We start from the raw sequence: 373 nt of genomic DNA, 5'->3' as shown, positions 1-373 counted from the left end.
AGTTCAGTTTGATGGCCGCGAGGGATCTTTCTACGATTACTACTCCGCCGCCAAACCGGTATCCCATAGAGTCGCACGTGATAAGATTTTCCGAAGAGACTATTCGCGATGCGATCTCTTATGAGATTCAGCGGGGCGGACAGATATTCTTTATCCATAACAGGGTGGAAAACATCAAGGAAGTCGCCGGAATGATCCAGCGGCTGGTGCCCGATGCCAAGATCGGGATAGGGCATGGGCAGATGGAAGGGAAGAAGCTGGAGCAACTCATGCTAAGGTTTATGAACGGGGAATTCGACGTGCTGGTTTCCACCACTATCGTGGAAAGCGGACTCGACGTACCGAATGCCAACACCATCTTTATCAACAACGC

The 373-nt window shown here is 50.9% G+C and carries 1 protein-coding gene; it reads left to right on the top strand.

The window, feature by feature from the left end; genetic code table 11:
• On the top strand, positions 1–373 hold a 373-nt coding region (locus HC176_RS17535), incomplete at both ends, for a helicase-related protein (RefSeq protein WP_280818718.1).

This window comes from Tamlana crocina (assembly GCF_012037625.1).
This window is presented reverse-complemented; position numbering and strand designations above follow the sequence as displayed.